The following is a 22392-nucleotide window of genomic DNA, read 5'->3' on the forward strand; positions in this document are numbered from 1 at the left end:
TAACATCATGGCTGAATACAGCGCATATACCGATCAGGAACTGGTGGCTTTATTAAAGCAGGGCAATACTGTTGCATTTGCAGAGATCTTTGAGCGCTACTATCCATTGCTTTATTCCCATGCCTACAATAAACTCCGGAGCCGTGAAGATGCAATGGACATTGTACAAGACGTCTTCGTTAAACTCTGGAACCGACACCAGCGTCTGGAAGAAATGCCAAATTTTACGGGCTACCTTTATACCATGCTCCGCAATACTGTACTGTCATTCATCTATCGTCAAAAAACTGTGAGTGATTACGCCAGTCAGTTCGAAAAGTTTCAGGAAGAAGGAGAAGCATCTACAGATCACCGCATAAGGGAAAGCCAGCTAAGGCTCATCATTGAAACAGAAATCGCGGCCCTGCCACCAAGGATGAGAGAAGTATTCGAACTCAGAAGGAACGAATATTTAAGCAATAAGGAAATAGCGGAAAAGCTTGGGATATCTGAACAAACAGTCGAAGTTCAGATGAAAAAGGCGAAAAAACAGCTTCGTGAAAAACTTGGATTACTGTTTTTCTTCATGTATTTCCTATAACTTTAAAGGCGAGCAATGATCTGAAACATTAATCTGAAAATAAAGCTGTTCTTGAAGTTACAGGATAAGGAAATTGAAACAGAAAAAATATCGATTACTGGATTTTTTACTAAGACAGATATGAGTACCACAAGGTCGTTTGTATTGACTGATCAGGTCTGGATGATCATGAATGAACTGTTTGATAAAAGGAACTTGACTTTGTCAAAGAGTGGGCTGATATGGAATCTGCCTTCAGACTTGTAATTTTTTTTCAATTCTTATACCCACTCTGGTATTCTGAAAAGTCTTACTGTTATACACCATACAAAATTCGATGGAAACAGGAGACGAAAAATTTAAGGAACTGCTTAAGAAATACCAAAATGGTAAAGCCAGCGAAGAAGAAATCGCATGGCTTGAAGCTTGGTACATGCAGTATCAAAACATAGAGAAACAATTTCCAAGTCAGACAGAAATCGAAGTAACCCAGCCTTTGGTGTGGGCAGGTATACAACAAACCATAGGTACACAAATACATAAAGTCAAACTTTGGCCTCGCATAGCTGCGGTTGCAGCGGCAGTGGCATTGATCGTTCTTGGAGTTTATTTCTTTAATGCTCCTAGCTCCATCGTAAATCGTAATTCTACAATCGTAAACCAAAATGACATAGCTCCAGGAAAAAACGGTGCGACGATTACGCTGGCGAATGGTAAGGTGATACAGTTGAGTGATGCGAAGAGTGGGGTGGTGATTGGAAAGAATGACCTGAAGTACGATGATAACACACTTGTCATCCAGAGCGACAGCGAAGGATCTGGATCCCTCGGAACTCGGGATGACAAAGGAGTTGAGAACGGCAAGGCGCAAGCCCTGACCGCGGCGACAGCCCGCGGGCAGACGTATCAGTTTACACTTCCCGACGGAACGAAGGTGTGGCTAAATGCTGACTCAAAACTTGAGTTTCCATCCAATTTTGTGAATAGTAAAGCAAGATTTGTGAAACTATCCGGCGAGGGGTATTTTGAAGTAGCAAAAGATAAAGCACATCCTTTTATAGTAACGACGGATAAACAAGAGGTGGAGGTGCTGGGTACGCACTTCAATATCAATGCGTACAAGGATGAAAGTAATATCAGGACTACGTTGCTGGAAGGTAGTGTAAGAGTGGATTTAACGGGCAGCGTTTCAGACAAGTCCTTCCGGACGCTTGTACCAGGGCAGCAATCTACCTTGTCTGATGGTGGTGTTATAAGAATTGAACAAGTAGACACCGAAGGTGCTGTGGCCTGGAAAAACGGTCTTTTTATGTTTGACGCTGAGACCCTGGAATCTATCATGATGAAGGTGGGCCGCTGGTATAACGTAGAGGTAAGCTATGAAAACGAAAAGGTGGGCAAACAAGTATTCAGCGGATCGGTATCCAGGTTTGCTAAAGTATCGTCAGTGCTGAGTAAACTGGAAAAGACGGGGCCTGTGAAGTTTAAAATAGAAGGAAAAAAGATAATAGTAATGACGACAAAATAAAGACAATACTAATAAGAATCAACTCGCGAACTAACCATATATATCAACAACCAAACTAAACGAACCACCATGCTAAGAAATTTACGAACGGAAAGTTAGAAGATAACCAGGTTGGCTATAAAAAGAAAAAGCCGAATAGCGAGTCGAAGCGCTATCCGGCAAAGTCTGAGTTAACCTTTCCTTTCCGATAAATCGGGAGCAGGATAAACAAATTTGGGAAAACCGTTTATTATCAACTCAAACCTTGTAAAAGTAATGAATATATATGCTTTTAACAATGCCATCGGCGTGTTACCACGCTGGTTGCGACAAACTTTATTAGTGATGAAAATAACGACACTAATACTATTAACCGCCTTACTCCAGGTAAGTGCTGCGAGCTTTGGACAAAAGGTAACTATTGTTAAAAATAACATTGCCCTGTCTGAAGTGTTTAAAGAGATCAGAAAGCAGACGGGCTATAACGTGCTGTGGCAGCCGGCACAGGTAAATGGGACCAAAACCATTAACCTCCAAATTAAAAATCAGAATCTTGATGATGCCCTTGAGCAGATCCTGAGTAGCCAGGGACTGGAATATAGCATTGAAGAAGAGACCGTAATGATAAAACCTAAAGCGCCTTCCTTTTTGGATAGGGTGGTTGGTGTTTTTGCTGATATTAATGTTGTTGGTGTTGTGGTGGATGGGGAGACGGGGAATGCGCTGGCTGGGGCGAGCGTGAAGGTGAAGGGAGGCAACCGGACGACGACTACGGCTAGTAATGGAGCGTTTTATTTGCAGGGGGTAGATGAGGATGCTACAATAGAGATTTCTTTTATTGGATTTAAGTCTGTTGAGCTTAAAGCCGCTAAGAATTTGGGAACGATTAAATTAGAGGTTAGTTTTTCAGATTTGAATGAGGTGGAGATTAATAAGGGGTATTATACCGAAAAAAGGAGGTTGTCAACTGGATCTGTTGGACGGGTAACAGCTGATGAAATTTCCCGGCAGCCTGTTAGTAATCCATTGGCAGCATTGTATGGTCGTGTTCCTGGTCTTGTCATTACACAGGTTACAGGAGTACCAGGGGGTAATTTTAATATTGAAATACGTGGGCAAAATAGTTTACGAAAACTAACAGATAATAATGGTAATATCCCTTTATATATAATTGATGGGGTGCCTTTTAGCTCAACCCCATTAAATACTGCCGCTTCCCAAACAATGTATCCACTAGGGGTAAATGGTACAGGATCTGGTGTAACGGGAGCAAGTCCTTTTAATAGTATAAACCCATCTGATATTGAATCGATAGAAATTTTAAAGGATGCGGATGCGACAGCCATATACGGTTCACGTGGTGCAAATGGTGTGGTGTTGATTACTACGAAAAGAGGAAAAACCGGACAGATGCAAATTGATGCAAATGTTTATTCAGGTGTAGGAAAAGTGACAAGAAAGTTAGATTTATTGAACACGGAAGAATATCTTGAAATGCGTAGGGAAGCTTTTAAAAACGATGGGATTAATGCACTCCCCGCAAATGCTTATGACTTAAATGGCACATGGGATCAACACAAATATACTGATTGGCAGAAGGAACTAATTGGAGGAACTGCAAAAAACACAGATGCTCAAATTAGCTTTTCAGGTGGGACAGCAAATTCTCAATATCGTTTTGGTGGGGGGTATCATAAAGAAAGTACTGTATTTCCTGGCGATTTTGCCGACCAAAGGGCTTCTTCTTCTTTAAGTTTATCGAACACCTCCCCGAATCAAAAGTTTAAAAGCCAAATTACAGTTAATTATTCTATTGGAACAACTAATCTTTTTGTAGAAGACTTAACTAGCAAAGCTATAAACCTCGCTCCCAATGCGCCCGATTTATTAGATGGGGATGGCAATCTCAACTGGGCTGCCGGAGTTAGTCAAAATCTATTGAGATCTACTAAAAATCCATATGATGCCCGATTCATTAATTTAATTGCAAATGGAAACTTTGGTTATCAATTTATTCCTGGTTTAATATTGAAAGCAACAATGGGGTATACTAACGCGATGAGAAAGGAAGTATCTAAAGATAAAATTAGCACTTACTTGCCTTCTATCCAAGAGTTTATACAAAATAGTTCTATTTATGGTTCTAGTTTAATTAATTCCTGGATTATTGAACCCCAGCTAATATGGAGTAAACAGTTTCAGAAGAATAAGATTAATGCTTTGATTGGCGGTACGTTTCAAGATCAAAATTCAGAATCGCTTTCTCAATACGCTAGTGGATTTGGTAGTGAGGCTTTGATGGACAACATTAGCGCGGCTCTTAATGTTTCCAATAACTATAGTACGGCAAAATATAGGTATAATGCCATTTATACACGAATAAACTACGATTATAATAATAAATATATAATTAATCTTACTGGACGTCGCGATGGATCGAGTAGATTTGGACCAAACAGACAATTCGCGAATTTTGGGGCTATTGGTGTCGCATGGATTTTTTCAGAAGAAAAACTGATAAAGAATAGTTTATCGACATTGAGTTATGGCAAAATAAGAGGTAGTTATGGAATTACTGGAAGTGATCAAACCCGTGATTATGCATTTTTAGATAGTTATAATCCTTCTACTGGTAAATATGGAGGTCTGCAGGGATTAGGCCCAACTCAATTATACAATCCTGATTTTGGCTGGGAAGTGAATAAAAAACTAGAAATGGCTTTAGAGTTGGGATTTTTTAAGGAAAGGATCTTGTTAACAACAGCATGGTATCGTAATCTTTCATCTAGTCAATTGGTTGGGTATCCACTTCCTCCCTCTACTGGTTTTACAAGTTTGCCGTCTTATAATTTAGATGCTACTGTTCAAAATACAGGATTTGAATTGGAGCTAAATACTATTAATATTAAAACCCAAACATTTAGTTGGACTAGTGCCATTAATTTTAGTATTCCGAAAAACAAATTAGTTTCTTATCCAAATCTGGCGGGCTCTTCCTATGCCAGTTCTTATGTTGTTGGAGAGCCATTGGCAATAGTTAAGCTTTACCGATATATAGGAGTTAATCCGCAAACAGGTTTGTATGAAGTACAGGATGTAGATAATAATAATCTTTATAATGCTGCTGATTTTCATGCGGTATTTATGGGGGCTAAATTCAATGGTGGTTTTAATAACAGCTTGAAATGGAAATGGATTCAGTTAGATTTCTTATTACAGTTTTCAAAACAATTAGGAAGAAATTACTTAAGTCTGTTTGTAAACTCACCAGGTTATATGCAGAATCAACCTAAAGAAATTCTTTCCAATAGATGGAGAGGTTTAGGCGATTTGGCTTCTATTCAAAAATTTACACAAACTTCCAACACAACATATAATAGATATAATAGAAGTGACGCACTGTATAGTGATGCCTCGTTTATCCGTTTGAAGAACTTATCCTTGGCTTATCAACTTCCAAAAGTGATTGTTGATATGGCAAAAATAAAGGCCGCAAGAATCTATATACAAGGACAAAACCTACTGACCATAACAAAATATAAAGGGCTTGACCCTGAAACCCAAGCGGGAACGTTGCCTCCGCTATTTTTCCTAACTGGAGGTGTCCAATTAACATTTTAAGATCGATTGAGATGAAATATATATATAAACTATTCATTGTATATAGCATTGTTGCTATCACATTTTTAACTTCCTGTAGGAAGTTTGTAGAGATCGGTCCTCCAAAAACAGGCCTTACAAAGGAAACCGTATTTAATGGTGACGTGACTGCAACAGCTGCTATTATTGATATTTATGGAGAAATGACAAATGGCACAGCATCATATATCAGTGGTGTTATTGGTGGAAGTCTTAGCTATAGAGGTGCCTTGGCTGCTGATGAAATGGAGCTATACGCAACAGCATTTAGCCATGTTGAATTTGCAACTAATAATATAGAACCTATTAGTTCTACATTAAATGCAGCATTTTGGGCTGCTCCGTACCGACATATTTATAAAGCCAACATAATTTTAGACGCTCTTCCAAGCTCATCTAATATTACTTCAACCTTAAAGTCGAGATTAGAAGGAGAAGCCAAATTTATTCGAGCTTTTGCCTACTTTTACTTAATAAATTTATTTGGTGATGTGCCTTTGGTGTTGACCCCCGATTATCGCATCAATGCTGTAATTCCACGGACTGCTAAAGTCGAGGTATATCAGCAAATTATTAAGGATTTAAAAGACGCGCAAAACCTTTTAAGTGCAAATTATCTTACTGCAAATGGCACGGTCACGCTAGAAAGAATTCGAGTAAATAAATTTGCGGCAACAGCTATGCTTGCTCGGGTTTATTTATATAATAGTGACTGGCAAAATGCTGAAATAGAAGCTTCAAAAGTTATTAGCTATACTACGTTGTATGGACCAGAACCTATAAATAATATGTTCTTGAAAAACTCTAAAGAGGCCATTTGGCAATTAATAAATGATCTTTATGGTAATACACCAGATGCGAGTACATTTAATTTTACAGGTAAACCAAGCAACGGCGCACTGAGACCGGAATTTGTTCTTTTATTTGACAATAATGATCTGCGTAAAGCGAACTGGATCATTAGTCGCATTTCGGGCGGAATTACCTATTATCAACCTAATAAATATAAAACTGCGGCTGTATCTCCCGTGACAGAATATTCCATGGTTCTACGCTTAGGAGAGCAATATCTCATTCGTGCAGAAGCAAGAGCGCATCAAGCAGGGAAAGTAACTGGAGCCAATAGTGCTGAAAGTGACATCAATTTTATAAGAAATCGTGCGGGGATAGGCAATACTACTGCCACAAATGAAACGACGATGCTCGCAGCTATAGAACAAGAACGTAGATTTGAATTGTTTACAGAATTGGGGCATCGATGGCTTGATTTAAAACGCACCAATCGCGCCGACGTCATATTAAGCCCATTAAAAGGGAGTAATTGGCAAACCACAGATCAGTTATGGCCAATCCCACAAATTCAAATTAATAATGATCCAGGTATGGCTAATCAGCAGAACCCAGGTTATCAATAAAACACTAAAAAATTATAGAATTTAAAAAGAAATACACATGAAAATTTATAAAATAATTCTGTTACTTCTCTTATTAAGTAAAGTAACGTTAGCCCAGGAAAATGACATTGATTTATTAAAAATGCAGCAGGAATATAAAGCAGCAGGATTGCCAGTCCCCTTTGGTCCTCAACCTGAAGTAGGCAAACCCATGCCTGATTTTACGTTAAGTGATATTACATATTATAAAGCTAAAAAGGCAAGTTTAAAGGATTTCAAAGGTAGATGGCTAGTCCTTGATTTTTGGCATCGCACCTGTAGCGCATGTATAGCCAGCTTTCCAAAAATTAACAAGTTTCAACAGGAATTTGGTGACGAAATCCAGTTTATGATGATTGCATTCATTGACAATTCGGAAGGTAGCTTTCACCATTACGAACCAACAAAAGTGCTTTACGAAACTTTAAGAGAGAAGCGAAAATTATCCATGCCTTGTGCTTACGAATCAGCCTTACAGGAACGTTTTGGGATTTACTCAGCACCTTATATGATAATTATTGATCCCACTGGGATTGTTCGGGCGATAACGGGAGGCAATAATATGACCGTGGAAAAGGTTAAGGCATTATTGAATGGGAAAAATCCAGTTTTAGATATGATAGATGCCGATAGGGTTGAGTTTAAAAAGGGAATAAATAATTTAAATCCTGCTCCAGCAGATTCTTCTATTCTATATCAATCAATTTTAGCTAAAAGCAACCCTAGTTTCGATAAATATTATAACCCTCAAATTGATTATCAACTAAAATCTGAGTCTTTCATTAGAAAGGGTTATAAGGCATCAAATGCGATGTTATTTATGATGTATAATAACGCTTATTTCGGTTTCCCTTATTGGGACAATAATGATCCTTTATACAATAAAGTTTATAGACGCCCTGTCTTAGAAATAAGAGATTCTTCACTTTTTAATTATGAAGGCGAAAGCCGTGTCGGATTTAACTATTCTTTAGATGTTCCGTCCTCTCAAGTAAGTAAAGAAAAATTAATGTTCATTATGCAGAGGGACCTAGAAAACTACTTGAATTATAGTGCAACTATTGAAGTTAGAAGAATGCCAATTTATCGATTAGTTGCTAAGCCAGGTGCTTTGGAAAAAATAAAAAATAAAGGGGCAACTGCACGCAGCGAGCTAGTTGATGGGTTAGGTTTTAGTGTAACTCGCTGTAAAATGAGTGATTTTCTTAGTAAGATAAAATTTAGTTTTCAAAATAAGTGGATTCCTATTTTTGATGAGACTAATATTGCCGATCGAATAGATATAACCATAAATGCTGAAATGAAAGACATGGAAGCAGTCAAAAAAGAACTACAAAAAAATGGATTAGATATTGTAGTTGGTGAAAGAGAGTTTAAAGTATTAGTGATTCGTGACAAGAAACCTACCCATATTGAATTTTCAACTGATAATTCTTTAAGAGAGTTAATGAGCCTAAATGGAAATGATAGTCTTATTATCAATGATTTGATAAGACAAAATATTCCTAAAAAAGGAAATCCAAAATGGGAAAATTTGAAAACAGAATTGCAAAAAAAATATCCTCCGATTGCGGATGAGGTGGTGTCAAGATCAAAAGTGGAATATTTTATTTTTAAAAATGATTGGTCAAATTTCGAGAAATCGGTAATATTCTATACTGAAAAATATAAGCTGAACATCTTCCCAGAAAAATTAAAGGAGTATGCCTGGCTTTTATTTCAACATTCTGATAATGAAGATGCTATTTCTGAAGCGGATCGGTGGAGGAGGATATATCTTGACGATCAATCTACTACAAGCCAATCGTGGTATGTTGCGGCGAATTTGCTCTATAAATTAGGGATGTTGATGAGAAATAATAAGATATCGGCTAACGTGGAGGGTGGAGACACTGTACTTAAGGGAGGTCTTAATTATATGAATGTAATGGTTTTAAAAGCAGAGCCTAATAACAAACTCTACCAAGAAACCCTCGTTAAAATGGAGAAAAGAGAACCGACATGGCCAATTTCTTCAACTTCTATAAAACCCTCAAAAATCAATTTAAACAGAGAATTATGAAACTAACGTTTGTAATTACAGTGTTTGTAATTCTTCACAGCAATTTATTTGCCCAAGAAAATCCGTCCTGGCTGCTGCAACCTGAAAAAACAATAAAAAGGGTTAAAAAGATTGCGCCGAAGGTGGGTGAAATTGCTCCAGATTTTACTCAAGTTGATAGTATTGGTAATAAGTTTACCTTGTCGTCATTTAAAGGAAAATATGTATTACTTGATTTTTGGGCATCTTGGTGCGGACCCTGCAGAGCCGAATTTCCACATTTGGTTAAAGCGTATGATAAATACAAAGGTAAGAACTTCACCATTATAGGAGTAACTAGGGATCAAGAAAAAGAAAAGAGTAAATGGCTACAGGCAATTGCAGATGAAGGAATGACCTGGTTGCAGATTTCAGACTTTGATCAATCTGCAGCTAGATTATATAATGCTGTTTCCCTACCAAGTAATTTCCTAATTGATCCGACAGGAAAGATTGTAGCAGTTAATTTAAGGGGAGATAGATTGGATACTTTTTTGGGAGAAGTTTTAAAATAATTGCATGATGAAAAAAGTTATTATAACAATATGGTTTGCTTTAATCATTATTTACACACAAGGCCAGATTATAAAACCAACCATTTGGAGCTTTAACGTTAGGAAAGTAAAATCTAATGTTTATGAATTACACTTAACAGCTACGGTAAAGGTCGGCTGGGCGATTTACAGTCAATGGACTCCGGAAGGTGGACCAGAACCAACATCGATTAGCTTTGATAAGAACACCAACCTGTTGTTAGGTGGCAAAGCTAAAGAGATCGGCATCATGAAGAAAAAACATGAGGAGGTATTTGATGTGGGTGTACATTACTTTGAAAATAAGGTAGAATTTGTGCAATTGGTAAAGGTGAAGAATGAGAAGGGGAATAAAGTCATCTCCGGAAAAGTGAAATACATGACTTGTGATAAGGAACAGTGTATTAATGATATGGTGGAGTTTTCAGTGGAATTGAAATAGAACCAATCATTAATAATTGCATACGTACAAAAAGATAAGATTCACTTTTCAATTAGCATAGCTATGAGACAAATTACTATAAAAGATATTCATTCAACTAAACTAATCGTGACTATTGATGTCATCTCATCCCTATTCATTTTACTATTTGCATATTCTGCTGTAAGTAAACTGTTGGATTACGAACAATTTAAAAATGAATTAGGACGTTCTCCCTTACTTACCGCTTTTGCTGGTCAGGTAGCGATTGGAATTCCACTTATTGAAATCATACTATCGATGTTATTGATGTTTTCGAGATTCAGATTTTTGGCCTTATACGGTTGTTTTGGGTTAATGATTATGTTTTCTACATACATTATTGCTATAACCAAGTTTGCTGACTATATACCTTGCTCATGCGGCGGCGTTTTATCAAGGTTGAATTGGAACCAACATTTGTGGTTCAATATTGTTTTCGTGTCTCTATCAATAATTGCTATCATTTCTTATCAAGATGAAAGTTAAAAGGACCGTTATTTAAAAATATTTATTGCAATAAGTCAGGAAAGAGCCGAAAACCTGAGAAAAAGTAGGCGCAAATTATTCATGTTAAACTTAAAATTATGAAAAAAGCAAAGGTTTTATTAATCGCTTGTTTTATTATCGCAATCGGGAGTGCATTTACAACTCGGCATGCCAGCTCTAATTCAACATTTCAAGTTAGGGGTTATGGAGACGTAGCCGGCATTGCTTGTGCAGATTTACTTATTGACAATAACTGGGACTGCTCAAGAGAAGCAGAAGGCGAAGTTTGTACAGTTACAACATTGGCTGGAACTGTCCCTGCCTACTACGACTATATTGGCTGTGAGAATGAATGGGAAGAAAATTTGTTAAAACGTAATCCGTAAAGCATCCTAGAAATGGAAGGTGTTAAGCCTTCCATTTTTTACCTCGTATTTAATATGGCACCTTTAAAATTAAGAGTATGTATCCTAATATTAGTTTTTGCTATTGGTACATCGTCCGTAATAATTTTGTATCTCATAGCTGATAAGGTCAATCACCATGCAAACAACTTTCTCAGATTAATACCACCACATGCTATTTCAAAAAAGGAAACCTGGAATGTCCCATCCAATTCTTTTAGGATAACTGGGATTACCGATGATAATATATACTTGTATCATATTTTATTTACTGATAACATGTTAAAATATAACATCGCCAAAAAGGATACAACATTTATTAAATGGCATTTAAAAGGCAATGAAAAAATGAAATTTAATTCAGAAAGAGTTTTTATTGATTCTACCAATTTTTACATTATGGATGGAGGAACGTCAACCATTTTTAAAGGTGATGTATTCAATTGGGAAGCCCAAAAGATTAGGTTTAATCAATTGAAATTTTCTGAAGCCAAGCCATTACCCGACTCGACATTCCTTTTTAGGAATTTTGATAGAAGAACCGGTTTTCAGATTGGGAAAACCTTTAGGATGGATAGCCTAAAATTTACATCTAAACTTTTAGAAATGCAGAACAATGAACCATTGTCTACGGATGGTATGTTCCATTATGACACCACACTTTCAAGAATAATATACCTCTACTATTATCGCAATCAATTTATTTGTGTGGACAAAGACCTCAATTTATTGTATAGAGGTAAAACAATTGATACAACAAGTATTGCAAAAATAAAAACCAGAAAGAGAACAGTTAACGGGGAAATTTCAATGGCGTCCCCACCCTTGACTATAAATAAAATGAGTTGTGTTGGAGGTGGTTATTTATTTGTGAATTCTGCTTTATTAGCTAATAATGAGAATAAAAAGCTTTTTGATTCAAATAATGTAATTGATGTATATAATCTAGTGAATGGTAAATATAAGTTAAGCTTTTATCTCTCTTCACATAGTGGAGAAAAAATGAAGGAATTTCGAGTGCATAATAAAATGCTGATTGTTCTTTATGACCATTATTTAATTAGATATAAACTGAATCAGGCTTATTTTCATGATTAAGTTTAAGAAAATCTTAATAATTAATGTGTATGCACTAAAGGATGGTAAATACAAACTCAGTTTTTATTTACCCAAAACAAAGACCGGAAAGATAAAAGATATGAAAGTTACAGGTAAGACAATGGCGGTATTGTATGAGCATAAGCTGTGTACGTTTAAGCTTAATTTTTAGCAGCATTCAATATGAATGAGATTAAAATGAAATTAACGCCATCATCCATAAAACCAGCGAAGGGTTGCCAATACCTTTCGCTAATTGAAAACCAATATAAAAATCTAGATCTGATATGGACCAAAATAGTTTTCCCGAATACAAAGTTACTAAGGAAATAGTCGCAGCCTTTGTTGAAGCTGTTGATAACGAAGCATTCATCCTCGCTGATGTCGCTGATGTAATGGGCATTGAACAAGAAGAGGCTACTGCTATTTTGCTCCATGTGATGGAACACGACATCCTCAGGTTGAAATGTGTCTGGGTGGTGGAACGACCACCCCGGCTTTCAGCCACCCCTCCTCGGTAAGGAGGGGATTGATGATCCTAGTCTCCTCCTGATTTTCCAGGAGGAGTACCCGCAGGGGGAGGTGGTGAGAAGAAGGTTTATTTGGAAAGACCACCCCGCCCGGTTGGGCACCCCTCCTTGCGAAGGTGGGGACTAGTCGTCAAAAAAGGAAGGGACTTTGAATGAGGCGTTTTAAGACGGGTTTGACATCTGGATGGGATATGGTCGGGATCGGCGGTGTTGTTTGATTATGGGACTTTAAAACGCTAAATTATTTAGTATTTGGAAAGACCACCCGCCCGGTTGGCACCTCCAACTTTACCACCCCGGCTTCGCCACCCCTCCTTGCGAAGGAGGGGACTAAGGAGAGGATTTAAGAATAACTATGAAAAAACGAGAGCTTGGGAGGATATAACTTAAACTTAAAAGAGCGAGATTGTTGATCAACCTCCCAGCTCTCTATTAAAATATTATGAAAACAGACATACTTAAAGCAGGATTTGATTTTAGTAAATATTTCAAGTTGATTGAGGGGCATTTGAAACCACAGGAGTTGCTGTATGTGCTAATGGTGGAGATAAGGGAAGCTTCTGGTGGCTGGAATGATGTGTCAGAAGAAGTAGTGGAGGATATGGTAGATGCGGTGGTGATGAAAGCGGAAATTTATTTGTTTACAGGTAAGCTTTTGCAGTCTGCGGATTTAATGTGTTCAATAATGGAGGTGATAAAGCCTGAGTTTGTAAGCATAGGATATGGAAGTAGGCGGTTTGGACGTATTCTGGATGATGCAGGTAGTTTTATGACGTTGCTGTTGGAAGAAAAAATGGATGCGGAAACAAGAGCTATGCTGGAGCAGAGGTTTGGCAAATATATGGAGTTGAGTGAGGTTGATTGGAAAGAAAGGATTTAGTTTATGGGCTTAGATTATAAAAGTTTATACGAAGCGTTGATCATCGAGCTGGAATTTTTAAAGAAGGAAAGGGAGAATCTGAAGGCAGAGAATGATTTGCTGGAAACGATTAGGATGATTCAGACCGAGCATTTGTTGAAGAGAGAAAAGAAGATAAAGGACATGGGGGGTAAGGTATAAAAGCAGCGGGGGCGTTTTTGACATAATTTATTTTTTTAGTCCCCGCTAGCTTTTTATAATGAGATAAGAATGTTAAAAATAAAGGGAATTGAGTTTTTGCGGTAGAGCATTTGCAGCCGGATATGAAGATGGTAAAAGATTTTTTAGAGCTGCTGGAAGGTTCGTTTAAGGTAGAGCGTCATCCGCGTGCATATGCTGGTTGGTTGGGTATTTCTATTAAGAAGTTGAATAAACATACTGGTTTTTATTTGGATAAGACGGTGCATGGGGTGATAGAGTATAGGGTTCATGATGAAGTACTGCTGTTGTTGAGGACTACGGATCTGAAGGTGATCGAGATTGCGGATGTGTTGGGGTTGAGCGACCCGAGTTGGCTTGCGAGGTGTTTTAAGAAGTATGAGGGGTGTAGTCCTAAAGATTATAGAAAAAGAGTGAGGGGGAAGGCTTAGATAATGAATTTGGTGCTGGGCGTGCCAATTTGGTTATGTTCCAGCTTAGCTATGCTTTTTTGAGAGCATTGGCATGGCGGCTGGGGCAAACCAATCAATTTTTTGAGAAAGACTGCAAGGAATTGAGATCCTTCGCGATGCTCCCGAAGCGAGTTCGGGACAGGCAAAGAAAAAACCGCATGGGAATGCGGTTTTTTTAGCGACAATATTTAGGTGTGAAAATTATTATATAATAAACTAATGAAATATCCTTAATGAATAAAATGAATGCTTAATTACCTAAGAGAAGACAAAATGAACAGAGCTGTTACGAATAGATAACGATTAACTGATACAAAACAGGAATAAGAATAAAATAAATTAACCTTTTCAATCTACATGTTAAACAACAGAAAAACCTTTGAAAAACTAATGAATCTATTACGTAATATCTATCCTGATGTCCCATTGCCGGAAGGCTTTGAGGAATTTTTATGGAATAATATGACTGTAGAACCGCTTTACTCCAAAGTCAGAACCCTGGAGTTTGAGGGTCAGAAGCCTAAGAAAGCTTATTTTGTAGTGAGTGGGCTGGTCACTGTGCATGGTTATGTAAGTGGTTTGCCTTTTACTGAAAGCATTTACCGTGAGCATACAATTGTTGCAATGAACGCTTTTATGAAGCAGGAAGATGCCGTACATACGATAACCGCCACCAAGGACACATTGGTATGGAGTATCAGTCATGCGGCAATGGAAGAAATCTACAGGAGATGGCCACCTCTAAAGAGCATGGCATTGCAGACTGCGCTGAATTATCTGGAAATGAAACGCAAACGGCGCAATTCTTTTTTGGCCATGCCGGTAGAGGAAAGGGTGCAGGAATTCTATAAGGCCTTCAAAGGATTACTTCCGGCCAGGACAAGCTTGATTGCAGATGTTGACATCGCATCTTATCTTTTGGTGAGTATAGATGTGCTCAGAAGAATTAGAAGGAAATTACGGAAAAAGGGCCTTCTTTAAAAAGAAGGCTTTAGTGGGTAATATGTCCACTATGTTTTTTGATACTCCATTTATTTTTGAATCATAACTATGAATCAAAATATGAACGAGGAAATTTTAGAAAAACTGGGAAACCTAATGGAGTTGCAACGAGAGTTGAATGTAATGATGACAGCAATAAGCCATAAGGTTTTGTTGCCGGAGCAAGAAGAGGTGTGGTTGACAAAGGCTGCGGTAATGGATGAGCTTTGTATTACGTCGCGCACTTTTTACAGAAGAAGGGTGACTGAGAATTGGGAAACTAAGGTAAGTGGTGGGCAGGTTTATTATTTAAAAGCTTCTTTGAGGAGGTAATGTATATGGAGTGAGTTAATACTCACCTTATTATTATATTTGAATATGGTTGTTGAAGACTCAGATAAAATTGACATAAATGATATTGTAAAGAAAGAGATTTTAAACAAGTCAATCGATCTTACAACTGATTATACTGAGATCGCATTAGATGCTCTTTTAACTGACGGAATTTTACGTGAGGTACCTATGGTTAAATCATTGCTGTCTTTTTATGATGTCACTAGGTCGGTAATTGACAGACATAAAATCAATAAAATTCTTGCTTTTTTTAAGGAGTTTCATAGCGGCAGTATTCTCGAGGATAAATTCGAGGCTTTTAAAATCAAGTTTAATCAAGATAAAAAGTATCAAAGACACGTGCTTGAAACCATAATTCTTTACAACGAACGTTTCTTACATATACTGAAGTCAAGAATTTTAGCCAACTTACTCAAAGCTCATATTGAACAATTGATTTCAAAGGATGAATTCGATGACATCGCAGTTGTTTTGGATATATTGCATCCTAAGGGAATTGAAGAGCTAAATAAGTTTTATCCTTTGAATGGCAAATGGCATCAATTCTTATCAACGAGTTGGAAAGCTAGATATGAGGGAACATTGTTGATGTCAGCAGGTATAGCCGGTACGCATTCAGGTACATTCCTAATTACACCACTTGGACAGCAACTGTATGAATTTGGGATTAAGCCACTAAATATGGGCGTTTAAATCTTTTTAATATCAGTTGATTTATTTCCTTCCGAAATCAGCTGGATTTTCTCCCCATTTTTTTGTTTCCCACTTACGTATTTGAATTTGATAATTATTATTTAAGAGCCAATTCTCAGCTCTTTGCATAATTGAAATAATGGAAGAATTTTTACCAATATCGGCTATTTTTGTCTTTGGTCTTTTATTCTTAACCCACGTTATTGCAGTATTACTATCAGAATATATAATCAAAATTTCTGGATGGTCTTTGCAGTAAGTTAAAGCATGTACGATTGCCAAAAATTCTGCTATGTTGTTTGTCCCTGTAGCAAAGGGGCCCGCATGAAAGGCCCTTTCTCTGCTGGGAAATAATACGCCCTGATATTCCATAGCGTTTGTTTTTGTATTCCATGCGCCATCAACACAAATACTGTTTTTCTCCGGTTCATCAGAAAGTTGTCTAGAATTTGGTTCGTTTTTTTCGCCCGCGCTTTTACCAATAAATCTTGTGCTATCACTTAGAAATGCTTGTTGTGCTTCCTTTAAGCTATAAAAGCCTTTGTAAACAGCACCTTCAAACTGATGAATTTGTTCTTTGCATTCTTCCCAGGTTGAATAGACACCAGGTTTGCGACCTACCCAAACAGTATAAAACTTTTGCTTTTTCTTTGCCATCTATAATTACTTTAAGGCATCTAAAGCTTTTTTGTGATCAATAAGAAAGCCAGAGCCTTCTAATCTATCTACCAATGCAGAGCCGACTTCCTTTACATGACTGTTGAACGCATGATACATGATGCCGTCGGTATCGGAAGGTCTTTCTAGTTTGCCTTTAACTAGTATTATTGTGTTTTGTCTTCCTAATCTAGAAATTAACATTCCCATTTCTAAAATAACATTTTGTCTTGCCCTTTCTTTCATAGCTTGGTCCCCATCCTTTTTAGCGAATCCCATATCATCAGGGGTTAATAGAACTATTCCAGCCTGCGCTGATCCGTCTTTTCCAACGTGTTGTTCTAACGCTTCTATGATGGTTAATCCACCTCCACCTGATTTTGCCAGAATAAAAGGTTGAATGTTTAATTTACTAAGTACAAGTTCTAATTGGTCACGGCTCGTTTCGTCATGTCCATACACAACAAAAAGTTTAGGTGCAATAACTGCAACTTCTTTTGTGATTACCGGAATTTCATATTTATTAGCATTTATCTTCTCTATCAAGAGGTCAATCTTATCTTTCGAACTTCCTTTGCCTTGACTTAATAGTGATTTGGTGTTAAAAAATGTCAGTATTGCACCGTCAGAGGCCGAGAATTTATGACCATTTTCCTTCTATTTCGTTTTCAGACAGAATGGATTGGAGGTCTGAAAGAGTTCCGTTAAATTTTCCCATATTTTTATTGAGTTGTCAATTATATCCCAAATTACAAATTTATCTTGTAAAGGTTAAAGGAATAAGTGTGGAAATTGATAGTATTTATGTCAATCTGTGACATAATTGTGCCAAACCGTGCCAAAGTGATTTCTGTTCTAGGAGGTTGTTTCTTAGGTGTTTATGTTTGCTTCAAGAGTTCGGCCGGACTTAATAATTAACAAATTGATAAACATTTAAAAATTAGAAAACATGGGAAAATTAACAGGTGGTATCGACAATGATTTGATTGGTCGTTTAGGGAATCACGTAGGCAGAAGAGTGAAAGGGGAGAACATCATCTCCATGCGTCCAGCCAAATCTAACAAGCCGCCAACAGCAGCTCAATTGGCGCAGCGCTTAAAGTTTGGGTTGTTTACGCACTGGCTGAGGTCGGCCTTGCCGATACTGGAAATCGGGTATCAGCATTATGAAGCTGAAATGTCGGCTTATAATATGGCGGTGTCTGAGAACATGAAGTATGCGGTAACTGGTGTGTCGCCCAACTTTACGATCAACTATTCTGAGGCTCGGTTTAGTAAAGGTGTGCTGAGGAAGGTCTCAGATGCGGAAATAGCAACAACAGCCGGGGCAGCAATAGAGTTTACATGGGGAAGTGTGATTGGTCAGAGCTATTCTAAGGCTGATGACCAGGTAGGGGTGATTGCTTATGATCCGCTTAAGGATGAATTTGTGGCGCTGATGAACGCTGCTGTTCGTTCTGCGGAGGAGTATGAGTTGCAGTTGCCACTGGATTGGACAGGGGACGTGGTTCATTGCTGGGTGCTTGTAGTGAGTGCTGATAGTAAGAGAGTAAGTGACACTAAGTATGTGGGGCAGCTGACTGTAGTTTAGTTCTGAAAAAAGTAGGTGATCTCTTCCGGGCTGGCGCCAGCTAAGCTTCGCAAACCTGACAAATGCCCGTCAGAGACACCTGACTTTTTTCTGCAAGCGAACTAAGCTACTTGTCGAGCAGAGTCCCACATAATTGAGTGTACAGGAGGAGAAGTCCACACAAAAAATTTAAATCAAAAAAATTATGAAAGTATTGAGTTTGAAGTCGGTATGGATGCCGACGAGGAAAAGTATAGAAAGGGTTTTACAGCTGGTGATCGTATTGCTGGTTTGGTATACGGCACCGCTGGTGTTTGAGTTGCCGCTAGGGAATTCTATTGAGATAGCAAAGAGCATAGGCTTGATGCTGGTGTTGGCACTGGTGGCGTTTGTGGTGGTCCTAGCAGTTTGCTGGTGGTTGCTGAACAGGATGTTGGTGGCGTTGGCCCTGCCAGGTATTGGTGATATGGTTTTATGTTTTAACGAATTGACTTTATGGGAGCAAGTAAAGGTTTTTTTTGGGCTGTTTGCATTATTTGTATTTGCGGCAGTAGGGGTTATAGTCGCAGTGTTGTAGATTATGAAAAGGTTATTAGAATCGCCAGAAAAGAAATCGGCGTGGTGGAAAGAACTGGTAAAAACGATGGTGCCAGAATTGCTGAATATCTTAATTACTGCAATATTAAATCGCCGGCGCCGTACTGCGCGGCCTGGGTAAGTTGGTGCTTTGGGCAAGCAGGATATTCACAGCCTAAAACGGCTTGGAGTCCTAGCTTGTTTCCAACTTCAAGGTTGGTTAAGGAGCCTAAACCAGGAGTTGTATTTGGTATTTATTATTCGGGCCTGGGTCGCATAGGTCATTGTGGGATAATTGAAAGTGTAAGAAATGATTGGGTTTACGGTTTGGAGGCCAATACGAATGTAGTAGGGAGCAGAGAAGGGCAGGGAGTTTACAGGAAAATTAGGCATAAGAGGACGATTGCTAAATATGCGGATTGGATAAAGTAAAATTAGAAGGTTATGGGTGTTTTAAAAAATGGAATATGGGGTGGAATCAGTGGCAGGGTAGGAAACCGTATATATTATATGTATAAGGGTAAACAGGTGGTGAGGATGGTGGGTGGAAGTGTGCCTAAGACGCCTAAACAACTTGCGAACCTACAGGCGATGAAATTGGTGGTAGATTTTTTGAAGCCGATTATGAGCTTTATACAGGCTGGTTTCAGCGTAGAAGCACATCAAAAGAATAAAGTGCCATATCATTTGGCGGTTGGTGTAAATAAGAAACAAGCTTTGAAGGGTGATTATCCGGAGATGGAGATCGACTATGAAAATGCAGTGCTAAGTATAGGGAAGCTAGAAGGGTTGACCAGTGTTTCGGTAAGTCTGGTTGGCAATCTAGAAGAGGGTTTCTCTTTGCGGTTTGATTGGGAGGTATCTGCTGAAGAAAGGGAATGGCCGAGGTGTGATGATCAGGTGATGCTCATGGCTTATTTTCCGGAAGAGTTGGAGGATAATCCGGCGTGTTTTACAATCGCTGGTGCGGAACGTAATACGGGTCAGGATGTACTGGAGCTACCCTTCTACATTGCAGGCAAGCCAATAGAGGTGTATGTTTCTGTGATTTCGGAGGATCGGACTGAGGTGGCAGATAGTCGGTATTTGGGGAGGTATGTAATTTAGAACGCCAGAGAAACGGAGAATTGAATTCAAAAAAAGAGACGCCAAAAGTTGCGTCTCTTTAAGTGGAGCCGAAGGGGTTCGAACCCTTGTCCAGTTGTGTGATAAATTAGGGGCTTTATATTAAGCTTGATGAATAAATTGCTTTATTTTTTATTAATTATGCGCTCTATCAAATCAATATGGGATTTTCCTACGTTGTAATTTTTAGATAGAGATTTCCATTTACCTAAAGCATCCTTTGTTTGCTCGATAATTTCATCTATATGTTTTTTTGATATTTTCGCCTCCGTACCAAGTTTAATTAACTGATGAGTAGAAGGGTTTTTACCCTCACCCATGACCATTGTACTTTGTTCACCGTTCGGTCCACTTGAATAAGTAAGGTCGTAAGCAGGGGCAAGTTTCCACTGGCCATTTTCACTCATAAGAAAACTGAAGTTTTTTGCGTGATCATCTCTGTTATGGGATAATACATTAAAAACTGCCAGACGATACATTTTTTCTACTTCACGAATATCTTTTGTGAGCGCGGCAGTTAAATTGAGCAGGTCTTCATAGTCTAGTGAAGGGGTTCGGAAATCAGCATGTAATAGGCCGCTTGCGGTATGCATATGTAATCTTTTGTTTCCTGATCTATCAAAGCGTTTTACGGCAAAATAACCTGCACTTTTCTGTGATGAAAACAAATGTACCTCTGGCATTAGAAGACCTGCTTCTTTGGCCATTAAGGCATAAATGTATTCAATTGCTCCGGCACTGGAACCGTCCTGTGAATTGGGAAACTTAACTAGCCATGGCTCGAATCCTTCATGAAGCAGCTGTGCTCCATAAGATATATTTTTGTAGTCAGTATCTACACCGATAAGTGCTTTTGGACGTGCGCCAGCAGAAGATCCATTTAAAGCCAATAATTCCTTGATGACTTCTTCTGAATTACCCTGGAGAACTTCTTCTGTTTGTGTTGCCAGATGATCGAGATCTATGAATTCATGGACATCAGATGGACTATTATCAGGCTCATAAACTAAAGCGCCCATACCAAATAACCCGACATGGGCTAGACGATCCAAAGCGGAAATATTGGCTGGAGAGATTCCCTGTGACCTCATCATGCGGTCAAAAAGCAAACGTCCCCATCCATCGGGCAAACTGTCGCTGAAAACACCTGCTAAGCCTTCAAAGGGGCGTGTTGGTAATTCAATAACACCTTTTTGTAATTGCAGACGCAACGGTGATATTTCTATGTTCCTTTGTCTGAATTCATCGTTGTATTCAAAATAAATAATACGGTCACGTATGGCTAAACGTCCCACGGATTGAATTTTAAATCCAAAATCTAACCCGACTTTGACTTCTGTAATAGGCTGGTTCATTTTTTACGTCCTCTTTTTCGGGTGGTACTATTTGTGCCTTTTAATACTTCATCTATTGATGTGAAATTCGGTTTTGACGGTTTCAACACGTTGATGGTCTCTTCAAGGCCACCAACAACCATCAAAAGCTTCAAAAAGGACTCCAGAGAAATAGATCCTTTTTGTTCGAAATTGCGTAAAGTAGCAAGAGGCACACCTGATCGTTCAGCCAAGCCCTCTTGGGTCAACTCCATGGACAGTCTTCTATTCCGAACATTCTCGGCTAATTTTTGTTGTGCTTTGGATGGAGATATAAGTGATATCATAATAGTAGTAATATGATTTATTTGGCAATAACTAATACTATTTTAGTATAAATATATAAAATATTAATGAGAGAAGTGATTTGTATCAAAGTTATTAATTATACAAAACTTAAAAAGCAGCTCCTAAAGAGCTGCTTTTACGTTTTGTGGAGCCGAAGGGGTTCGAACCCTTGTCCAGTTGTGTGATAAATTATGCCTTCTACATGCTTATTTTCCAATTAATTGTAGGGATCTGGCGGGCTGGAAACCGACCTAACCGTTCACCTTAGGTGCTTTATCTCACAATTGTATCACACCTTACAATTGCCAGCGTTGTTATTTCGATGCCCCATATTCTAACCTAACATCGCAGCAGTTAGAGGGACAAAAGCTAAGCTAATTCTAAATTAGGCAGCTAAGGCGTAGTTATTTTCGCCAATTATAGTGTGAACGTTCTCTTTTAAGTGCTCTCCGTACAACGCACTGCATGCTAACATACTCAGCGCCACCCTGTCAAATCCAAAACGGCCCCATT

The 22392-nt window shown here is 38.3% G+C and carries 26 protein-coding genes and 1 other RNA gene; 22 read left to right on the plus strand and 5 right to left on the minus strand.

What is annotated here, in order from left to right; all coding sequences use genetic code 11:
- Nucleotides 1-7 precede the first annotated feature (7 nt).
- The 18 genes from FA047_RS02450 to FA047_RS02530 all read left to right on the plus strand — a co-directional run bounded on the left by FA047_RS02450 (nucleotide 8) and on the right by FA047_RS02530 (nucleotide 16290).
- Nucleotides 8-580 (plus strand): RNA polymerase sigma factor, encoded by a 573-nt coding sequence (locus FA047_RS02450; RefSeq protein ID WP_136834393.1) that lies wholly within the window; start codon nucleotides 8-10, stop codon nucleotides 578-580.
- 51 nt (nucleotides 581-631) lie between these two features.
- Nucleotides 632-826 (plus strand): hypothetical protein, encoded by a 195-nt coding sequence (locus FA047_RS02455; RefSeq protein WP_136834394.1) that lies wholly within the window; start codon nucleotides 632-634, stop codon nucleotides 824-826.
- Between the two features lie 70 nt (nucleotides 827-896).
- Complete coding sequence (locus tag FA047_RS02460) at nucleotides 897-2087, plus strand: FecR family protein (protein WP_136834395.1); 1191 nt, start codon at nucleotides 897-899, stop codon at nucleotides 2085-2087.
- 255 nt (nucleotides 2088-2342) lie between these two features.
- On the plus strand, nucleotides 2343-5687 hold the full coding sequence (locus FA047_RS02465; protein WP_136834396.1) for a SusC/RagA family TonB-linked outer membrane protein: 3345 nt from the start codon (nucleotides 2343-2345) through the stop codon (nucleotides 5685-5687).
- Nucleotides 5688-5698: 11 nt separating this feature from the next.
- Nucleotides 5699-7120, plus strand: coding sequence for a RagB/SusD family nutrient uptake outer membrane protein (locus FA047_RS02470; RefSeq protein WP_136834397.1), 1422 nt, complete (start codon nucleotides 5699-5701; stop codon nucleotides 7118-7120).
- Nucleotides 7121-7157: 37 nt separating this feature from the next.
- Complete coding sequence (locus tag FA047_RS02475) at nucleotides 7158-9200, plus strand: TlpA family protein disulfide reductase (RefSeq protein ID WP_136834398.1); 2043 nt, start codon at nucleotides 7158-7160, stop codon at nucleotides 9198-9200.
- The gene (locus tag FA047_RS02480; protein WP_169304298.1) at nucleotides 9197-9733 is read left to right on the plus strand and encodes a peroxiredoxin family protein; all 537 of its coding nucleotides are present in this window, start codon (nucleotides 9197-9199) and stop codon (nucleotides 9731-9733) included. The genes FA047_RS02475 and FA047_RS02480 overlap by 4 nt, the downstream gene beginning before the upstream one ends.
- A 4-nt stretch (nucleotides 9734-9737) precedes the next feature.
- Entirely contained in the window at nucleotides 9738-10193 is a 456-nt protein-coding gene (locus FA047_RS02485) for a protein-disulfide reductase DsbD domain-containing protein (RefSeq protein WP_136834400.1), read from the plus strand.
- A gap of 63 nt (nucleotides 10194-10256) precedes the next feature.
- Complete coding sequence (locus FA047_RS02490; protein WP_136834401.1) at nucleotides 10257-10700, plus strand: MauE/DoxX family redox-associated membrane protein; 444 nt, start codon at nucleotides 10257-10259, stop codon at nucleotides 10698-10700.
- A gap of 98 nt (nucleotides 10701-10798) precedes the next feature.
- On the plus strand, nucleotides 10799-11086 hold the full coding sequence (locus FA047_RS02495) for a DUF6520 family protein (RefSeq protein ID WP_136834402.1): 288 nt from the start codon (nucleotides 10799-10801) through the stop codon (nucleotides 11084-11086).
- Nucleotides 11087-11098: 12 nt separating this feature from the next.
- Nucleotides 11099-12202, plus strand: coding sequence for a hypothetical protein (locus FA047_RS02500; RefSeq protein ID WP_136834403.1), 1104 nt, complete (start codon nucleotides 11099-11101; stop codon nucleotides 12200-12202).
- 287 nt (nucleotides 12203-12489) lie between these two features.
- Nucleotides 12490-12723 (plus strand): hypothetical protein, encoded by a 234-nt coding sequence (locus tag FA047_RS02505; protein WP_136834404.1) that lies wholly within the window; start codon nucleotides 12490-12492, stop codon nucleotides 12721-12723.
- Between the two features lie 451 nt (nucleotides 12724-13174).
- Nucleotides 13175-13612 carry a hypothetical protein gene (locus FA047_RS02510; protein WP_136834405.1) on the plus strand — a complete coding sequence of 146 codons (438 nt, stop codon included), beginning with the start codon at nucleotides 13175-13177 and terminating at the stop codon, nucleotides 13610-13612.
- Between the two features lie 3 nt (nucleotides 13613-13615).
- The gene (locus FA047_RS20380; protein WP_169304299.1) at nucleotides 13616-13792 is read left to right on the plus strand and encodes a hypothetical protein; all 177 of its coding nucleotides are present in this window, start codon (nucleotides 13616-13618) and stop codon (nucleotides 13790-13792) included.
- Between the two features lie 122 nt (nucleotides 13793-13914).
- Nucleotides 13915-14241 (plus strand): helix-turn-helix domain-containing protein, encoded by a 327-nt coding sequence (locus FA047_RS02515; RefSeq protein ID WP_136834406.1) that lies wholly within the window; start codon nucleotides 13915-13917, stop codon nucleotides 14239-14241.
- A gap of 411 nt (nucleotides 14242-14652) precedes the next feature.
- On the plus strand, nucleotides 14653-15243 hold the full coding sequence (locus tag FA047_RS02520; RefSeq protein WP_169304300.1) for a Crp/Fnr family transcriptional regulator: 591 nt from the start codon (nucleotides 14653-14655) through the stop codon (nucleotides 15241-15243).
- An 81-nt stretch (nucleotides 15244-15324) separates the two neighbouring features.
- Nucleotides 15325-15576, plus strand: coding sequence for a hypothetical protein (locus tag FA047_RS02525; RefSeq protein WP_136834408.1), 252 nt, complete (start codon nucleotides 15325-15327; stop codon nucleotides 15574-15576).
- Nucleotides 15577-15621: 45 nt separating this feature from the next.
- Nucleotides 15622-16290: a hypothetical protein gene (locus FA047_RS02530; protein ID WP_136834409.1), complete on the plus strand. Its 669-nt coding sequence runs from the start codon at nucleotides 15622-15624 to the stop codon at nucleotides 16288-16290.
- Between the two features lie 21 nt (nucleotides 16291-16311).
- On the opposite strand, the gene FA047_RS02535 is transcribed toward FA047_RS02530, so the two are convergent.
- Together FA047_RS02535 and FA047_RS02540 are read right to left on the minus strand one after the other, a co-directional pair.
- Complete coding sequence (locus tag FA047_RS02535) at nucleotides 16312-16947, minus strand: ribonuclease H1 domain-containing protein (RefSeq protein ID WP_136834410.1); 636 nt, start codon at nucleotides 16945-16947, stop codon at nucleotides 16312-16314.
- A 6-nt stretch (nucleotides 16948-16953) separates the two neighbouring features.
- Entirely contained in the window at nucleotides 16954-17493 is a 540-nt protein-coding gene (locus FA047_RS02540) for a TIR domain-containing protein (RefSeq protein ID WP_169304301.1), read from the minus strand.
- A gap of 403 nt (nucleotides 17494-17896) precedes the next feature.
- Here FA047_RS02540 and FA047_RS02545 point away from each other — a divergent pair, with 403 nt between their 5' ends.
- The 4 genes from FA047_RS02545 (at nucleotide 17897) to FA047_RS02560 (ending at nucleotide 20200) form a co-directional block, all read left to right on the plus strand.
- Nucleotides 17897-18538, plus strand: coding sequence for a DUF6266 family protein (locus tag FA047_RS02545; RefSeq protein ID WP_136834412.1), 642 nt, complete (start codon nucleotides 17897-17899; stop codon nucleotides 18536-18538).
- Between the two features lie 184 nt (nucleotides 18539-18722).
- Nucleotides 18723-19094, plus strand: coding sequence for a hypothetical protein (locus FA047_RS02550; RefSeq protein ID WP_136834413.1), 372 nt, complete (start codon nucleotides 18723-18725; stop codon nucleotides 19092-19094).
- Between the two features lie 44 nt (nucleotides 19095-19138).
- Nucleotides 19139-19525: a CHAP domain-containing protein gene (locus FA047_RS02555; protein ID WP_225872607.1), complete on the plus strand. Its 387-nt coding sequence runs from the start codon at nucleotides 19139-19141 to the stop codon at nucleotides 19523-19525.
- Between the two features lie 12 nt (nucleotides 19526-19537).
- Nucleotides 19538-20200 carry a DUF6266 family protein gene (locus FA047_RS02560; protein WP_136834415.1) on the plus strand — a complete coding sequence of 221 codons (663 nt, stop codon included), beginning with the start codon at nucleotides 19538-19540 and terminating at the stop codon, nucleotides 20198-20200.
- 143 nt (nucleotides 20201-20343) lie between these two features.
- On the opposite strand, the gene FA047_RS02565 is transcribed toward FA047_RS02560, so the two are convergent.
- From FA047_RS02565 to ssrA, 3 genes are all read right to left on the minus strand, one after another.
- Nucleotides 20344-21573, minus strand: a complete 1230-nt coding sequence (locus tag FA047_RS02565; protein WP_136834416.1) for a type II toxin-antitoxin system HipA family toxin — start codon at nucleotides 21571-21573, stop codon at nucleotides 20344-20346.
- On the minus strand, nucleotides 21570-21878 hold the full coding sequence (locus tag FA047_RS02570; protein ID WP_225872608.1) for a helix-turn-helix domain-containing protein: 309 nt from the start codon (nucleotides 21876-21878) through the stop codon (nucleotides 21570-21572). The genes FA047_RS02565 and FA047_RS02570 overlap by 4 nt, the downstream gene beginning before the upstream one ends.
- A gap of 144 nt (nucleotides 21879-22022) precedes the next feature.
- Nucleotides 22023-22389: a transfer-messenger RNA gene (gene ssrA, locus FA047_RS02575) on the minus strand.
- Between the last annotated feature and the right edge of the window lie 3 nt (nucleotides 22390-22392).

It is taken from the genome of Pedobacter frigoris (assembly GCF_005116445.1).
Lineage (GTDB): Bacteria > Bacteroidota > Bacteroidia > Sphingobacteriales > Sphingobacteriaceae > Pedobacter > Pedobacter frigoris.

What these genes read in the sequence shown, in the direction of transcription:
- FA047_RS02465 (WP_136834396.1), top strand. Translation starts at nt 2,343, where the DNA reads ATGAATATATATGCTTTTAACAATGCCATCGGCGTGTTACCACGCTGG.
- FA047_RS02570 (WP_225872608.1), bottom strand. Translation starts at nt 21,878, where the DNA reads ATGATATCACTTATATCTCCATCCAAAGCACAACAAAAATTAGCCGAG.
- FA047_RS02505 (WP_136834404.1), top strand. Translation starts at nt 12,490, where the DNA reads ATGGACCAAAATAGTTTTCCCGAATACAAAGTTACTAAGGAAATAGTC.
- FA047_RS02480 (WP_169304298.1), top strand. Translation starts at nt 9,197, where the DNA reads ATGAAACTAACGTTTGTAATTACAGTGTTTGTAATTCTTCACAGCAAT.
- FA047_RS20380 (WP_169304299.1), top strand. Translation starts at nt 13,616, where the DNA reads ATGGGCTTAGATTATAAAAGTTTATACGAAGCGTTGATCATCGAGCTG.
- FA047_RS02485 (WP_136834400.1), top strand. Translation starts at nt 9,738, where the DNA reads ATGATGAAAAAAGTTATTATAACAATATGGTTTGCTTTAATCATTATT.
- FA047_RS02545 (WP_136834412.1), top strand. Translation starts at nt 17,897, where the DNA reads ATGGGAAAATTAACAGGTGGTATCGACAATGATTTGATTGGTCGTTTA.
- FA047_RS02560 (WP_136834415.1), top strand. Translation starts at nt 19,538, where the DNA reads ATGGGTGTTTTAAAAAATGGAATATGGGGTGGAATCAGTGGCAGGGTA.
- FA047_RS02515 (WP_136834406.1), top strand. Translation starts at nt 13,915, where the DNA reads ATGAAGATGGTAAAAGATTTTTTAGAGCTGCTGGAAGGTTCGTTTAAG.
- FA047_RS02535 (WP_136834410.1), bottom strand. Translation starts at nt 16,947, where the DNA reads ATGGCAAAGAAAAAGCAAAAGTTTTATACTGTTTGGGTAGGTCGCAAA.
- FA047_RS02550 (WP_136834413.1), top strand. Translation starts at nt 18,723, where the DNA reads ATGAAAGTATTGAGTTTGAAGTCGGTATGGATGCCGACGAGGAAAAGT.
- FA047_RS02520 (WP_169304300.1), top strand. Translation starts at nt 14,653, where the DNA reads ATGAATCTATTACGTAATATCTATCCTGATGTCCCATTGCCGGAAGGC.
- FA047_RS02530 (WP_136834409.1), top strand. Translation starts at nt 15,622, where the DNA reads ATGGTTGTTGAAGACTCAGATAAAATTGACATAAATGATATTGTAAAG.
- FA047_RS02500 (WP_136834403.1), top strand. Translation starts at nt 11,099, where the DNA reads ATGGAAGGTGTTAAGCCTTCCATTTTTTACCTCGTATTTAATATGGCA.
- FA047_RS02470 (WP_136834397.1), top strand. Translation starts at nt 5,699, where the DNA reads ATGAAATATATATATAAACTATTCATTGTATATAGCATTGTTGCTATC.
- FA047_RS02490 (WP_136834401.1), top strand. Translation starts at nt 10,257, where the DNA reads ATGAGACAAATTACTATAAAAGATATTCATTCAACTAAACTAATCGTG.
- FA047_RS02565 (WP_136834416.1), bottom strand. Translation starts at nt 21,573, where the DNA reads ATGAACCAGCCTATTACAGAAGTCAAAGTCGGGTTAGATTTTGGATTT.
- FA047_RS02460 (WP_136834395.1), top strand. Translation starts at nt 897, where the DNA reads ATGGAAACAGGAGACGAAAAATTTAAGGAACTGCTTAAGAAATACCAA.
- FA047_RS02525 (WP_136834408.1), top strand. Translation starts at nt 15,325, where the DNA reads ATGAACGAGGAAATTTTAGAAAAACTGGGAAACCTAATGGAGTTGCAA.
- FA047_RS02450 (WP_136834393.1), top strand. Translation starts at nt 8, where the DNA reads ATGGCTGAATACAGCGCATATACCGATCAGGAACTGGTGGCTTTATTA.
- FA047_RS02495 (WP_136834402.1), top strand. Translation starts at nt 10,799, where the DNA reads ATGAAAAAAGCAAAGGTTTTATTAATCGCTTGTTTTATTATCGCAATC.
- FA047_RS02475 (WP_136834398.1), top strand. Translation starts at nt 7,158, where the DNA reads ATGAAAATTTATAAAATAATTCTGTTACTTCTCTTATTAAGTAAAGTA.
- FA047_RS02510 (WP_136834405.1), top strand. Translation starts at nt 13,175, where the DNA reads ATGAAAACAGACATACTTAAAGCAGGATTTGATTTTAGTAAATATTTC.